Source organism: Neptuniibacter marinus (genome assembly GCF_001597725.1).
Classification (GTDB): Bacteria; Pseudomonadota; Gammaproteobacteria; order Pseudomonadales; family Balneatricaceae; genus Neptuniibacter; species Neptuniibacter marinus.
Genome location: NZ_LUTR01000064.1, coordinates 1 through 343, shown reverse-complemented (window position 1 = coordinate 343; position 343 = coordinate 1). Strand labels below are relative to the sequence as shown.

The following is a 343-nucleotide window of genomic DNA, read 5'->3' as shown; positions in this document are numbered from 1 at the left end:
TCTTTCTTTTCGAAATGCTGAGAAGATCGTATAAAAGCTAATCTGCTTAGTGGGCGTGTAGCTCAGTTGGGAGAGCGTCGCCCTTACAAGGCGAATGTCGGGAGTTCGAGCCTCTCCACGCCCACCACTAAGCACTCGATAATGCTTTGGCGTTATAGAGAGCGGGTTTAGTCCCGTATTATGTGGAGTGGTAGTTCACTTCGTTGGGATAGCGGTCTGTCACTGATAGTGGAGATCGAGGTCGCGGGTTCGAGTCCCGTAATTACGTGGAGTGGTAGTTCACTTCGTTGGGATAGCGGTCTGTCACTGATAGTGGAGATCGAGGTCGCGGGTTCGAGTCCCG

Annotated in this window: 1 tRNA gene; it reads left to right on the top strand. The window is 51.9% G+C overall.

Annotation, left to right across the window (positions count from 1 at the left end):
• Positions 1 to 51: 51 nt before the first annotated feature.
• Positions 52 to 127, top strand: a tRNA-Val gene (locus A3774_RS16065).
• Positions 128 to 343 lie beyond the last annotated feature (216 nt).